This is a genomic window from Methyloglobulus sp. (assembly GCF_046714055.1).
In the GTDB taxonomy this organism is placed as follows: Bacteria; Pseudomonadota; Gammaproteobacteria; order Methylococcales; family Methylomonadaceae; genus Methyloglobulus.
Genome location: NZ_JBKKBJ010000018.1, coordinates 1 through 3,501, shown reverse-complemented (window position 1 = coordinate 3,501; position 3,501 = coordinate 1). Strand labels below are relative to the sequence as shown.

Here is a 3,501-nt window from a genome sequence, read left to right as displayed (position 1 = left end):
TGCCAAAGCCTTCTCTACGACATTTGTCGGCAATGGAATATAACCATCTTTGATAACGGATTGTTGGCCGGTTTTTGACAAGACCATTTTCACAAATTCATATTCCAACGGCGCTAACGGTTGGTTCGGTTTTTTGTTGACGTAAACAAACAGGTAACGGGTCAAAGGATAGGTGCCATTGAGGGCGTTTTCAGGTGTGGCTTCAACAAAGCTTGTGCTGCCTTTTTTTGCCAAAGCCACCATCTTTACGCCAGAAGTGGAATAGCCCATCCCAGAATATCCGATACCGTTGACGGACTCGGTGACAGACTGGACGACCGAGGCAGAACCGGGTTGTTCATTGACATTGCTTTTAAAATCACCCTTGCATAAGGCATGTTCTTTAAAATAGCCATAAGTGCCGGATACAGAGTTACGGCCGTATAACTGGATACTTTTTGCGCCCCACGCAGCCACACCCGCATCGCCCCAGGTTTCAATGCTGGAAGCGCCGCCGCATTTGTTGGTGGAAGAAAAAATGCCATCAACCTGTTCCATTGTCAAACCTTTCACAGGGTTGTCCTTGTTGACCAGAACGGCAAGGGCATCCACCGCTACGGGTATAGCGGTGGGTTTATAACCATATTTATCTTCGAACGCTTCTATTTCATCATCTTTCATTTCACGGCTCATGGGGCCGAGGTTGGATGTGCCTTCTGTCAGCGCTGGCGGCGCGGTGGAAGAGCCAGCGGCCTGGATTTGAATGTTGACGTTGGGGTAAGCGCGGTTAAAGTCTTCCGCCCAGAGTGTCATCAAGTTGGCAAGCGTGTCAGAACCAACGCTGGACAGATTGCCGGAAATACCGCTGGCGGCCTGGTATTCAGGGAGACCCGCGTCCACAGACTGTACGGCATGGGCAACTGTGCCCATCAATCCGGCAGAAACAAGCCCCATCGCAGCAATAAGTGATTTCGTTTTAAAAATTGATTTCATTGTTAATTCTCTTGTGATAGACAGTAGTGGCAAAATACATTGGATACTTTACTAGCTTAATTGCATTTTATGACAGAAATATGACAGTGACACAATTTCGTTCAAGTTTAATCAGGCGATCCTTCGCTTTCTTCGGTTAAGGATTTTGGGTAGGTGATGGATAGCAACTCCGCACAGCCTTTTTCCAATTGTGTCCAGCCGTCCGGCAAGACCAATCGTGCCAAAGCCGTTGTCGGGATCAATTTTTCAGTATCTGGCAGGTGTATGGGATTGACCAGATAAGTCAACAGGTCTTCAAGTTCTGGGTTATGGCCGACCAGTAAAACCCGGCTAAAAGTTGAAGGGCAATCGGCCAGCACCGATTTCACCCGGACTAAACCTTCATCATACAGGCGTTTTTCCATCTGGATATGTTGACGGTCTATGCCGACGGCATCGCACACTATTTTTGCGGTCATGATGGCGCGGGTTGCCGGTGAACTGATGACCGCATCGGGTATCAAAAGATTTTCTTTCAGCCAATCTCCCATGCGGTTGGCATCACGTTTCCCGCGCTTTTTTAAGCGCCGGTCATAATCTTCGTTTCCATCATAGCGTTCCGCCTTGCCATGCCGCAACAGCCATAATTCTCTACTCATTTGTATATCCTTTAATCATTTTTGCAGAAATATCAAAGTGGACTTTATACTGATAAAATCCACTATATCATGAGATGTTTTAGAGGTTCGTATCCTTATTGTCCTTGCCTAACCATTTACGAACGATGGGTTGTGTGTCATCAAATGTTAATACTAGATTATTACAGTATTGTGTACACGATCACTTAATAAAAAGGAACCCTTAGTCATGACGGCTACCCATTTTGAGTTACCTACAAATTTAACGGCTGAAAATCTTCTGGCCGCATTAAGCGATAAGGTCGAAACACATCTTGTTTCGAAACAATATCTCTTGAAGACCTATTACGATAGCTTTGATTGGCGCTTATACAGGCATGGCTTGACCTGTGAATTTAACCGGTCAAAACAAACCTCATCATTATTGTTAAGCGATCGAAAGAATGGCGGGCTTATCGCCAGCACCATACTTTTCGATGTGCCGTCATTCAGCAAGCAATTCAATCCCGGCAAGGTGCGGCAAACGCTAGAACCGTTGCTAGGGGTGCGGGCATTGCTGGCGGTCTGCACCCTGGAATGTGAGGCTTATCATCTTGATATTGTCAATAAAGACGAAAAAATTGTGCTTCGTGTGTTGATCGAAGAATTTGAGCTGCTCAATAACCGCCTTACACTCTTTCCCGTAAAAGGCTACGACAAAGTTGTCGAACATATCGCCGAGATGGTCACGAAAGAGATGGGGCTGTGCGCCGTGGATAAGCCCGTGTTGTTGGTAGCCTTAAGGTTACAAGGGCGGCAACCCAAAGATTACTCACCGAAACTGGACATACGCCTTACCCCGGAAATGCGGGCCGATATCGCCAGCAAATATATATTCAGTTATCTGTTGCGGGCTATCAAACTGAACGAACAGGGAACCATAGCGGATACGGACAGTGAGTTTTTGCATGACTTCAGGGTGGCGGTCAGGAGAACCCGGGTCGGGCTAAGCCAGGTCAAAAATGTCCTGCCTGAAGACGTTCTTGCCCGTTATAAGGAGTTTTTTTCCTGGTTAGGGCAGATTACCGGGGAACCGCGCGATTTAGATGTTTATTTGTTGAATTTTGAACAATACAAAAAGAAATTGCCTGTTGTCATTCGGCAAAGCATCAATCCCCTGCATAATTTTTTGGTTGTAAAAAAACAGAAATCACAAAAGCAACTCGCCAGAAAACTGCGTTCAAACAAGTATTTAATGATGCTGGCGGAATGGGAGGACTACCTTTCTTCGATCCCGCCCAAAAATCCAACTGAAGCGGATGCCAAATTGACGATTAAAGAACTCGCAGACCAGAGGATATGGAAAACTTATAAGCAAGCCATAAAGGAAGGTGTGGTGATTGACCGGCATTCGCCACCGGAGGCACTGCATAAGCTCAGGAAAACTTGCAAAAAATTGCGTTATTTAATGGAGTTCTTCCAAAATCTTTATCCAGAACGCCGCATTGATAAATTGATTAAGCGCTTGAAACTGTTGCAAGAAGTTTTGGGCGATTATCAAGACTACGCCATCCAGCAGGAAAGGTTACAACAATTCAGTGAGGAAATGCAGTCTATCAATACGCCAAGCAAAACCTTTCTGGCGATGGGCGTGTTAATCCAGGATTTTGAAAGCCGGAAGTGCAAAGCCCGCGACCGCTTTACTTCACAATTTGCCGCTTTTAAAAAGCCAGAGACCCACGCGCCTTTTCATGCGCTGTTTGCGCCGAAAAAGCCATAGGGTTGTGTTTCTATTCCATGAGTGAATACTTATAGGTATTGCTATTGGCTTTGTGCCTGTCCTGATAATTACAAGTGATTGCTCGGTCAGGCACAAGGCATGCCCCAACGGAAGCGCTAAACATAATATCTGACTTATTTTTTATGATTATCA

The 3,501-nt window shown here is 45.8% G+C and carries 3 protein-coding genes; 1 reads left to right on the top strand and 2 read right to left on the bottom strand.

Going from position 1 to position 3,501, the window contains the following annotated elements:
* A partial coding sequence (locus ACLQ6D_RS01060) for a PstS family phosphate ABC transporter substrate-binding protein (protein ID WP_411725394.1) occupies positions 1 to 972 on the bottom strand: 972 nt, incomplete at its 3' end.
* Positions 973 to 1,079: 107 nt separating this feature from the next.
* Positions 1,080 to 1,610, bottom strand: a complete 531-nt coding sequence (locus ACLQ6D_RS01055; protein WP_411725393.1) for a SixA phosphatase family protein — start codon at positions 1,608 to 1,610, stop codon at positions 1,080 to 1,082.
* A gap of 208 nt (positions 1,611 to 1,818) precedes the next feature.
* Here ACLQ6D_RS01055 and ACLQ6D_RS01050 point away from each other — a divergent pair, with 208 nt between their 5' ends.
* Positions 1,819 to 3,348 (top strand): CHAD domain-containing protein, encoded by a 1,530-nt coding sequence (locus ACLQ6D_RS01050; RefSeq protein ID WP_411725392.1) that lies wholly within the window; start codon positions 1,819 to 1,821, stop codon positions 3,346 to 3,348.
* The last annotated feature ends 153 nt before the right edge of the window (positions 3,349 to 3,501 follow it).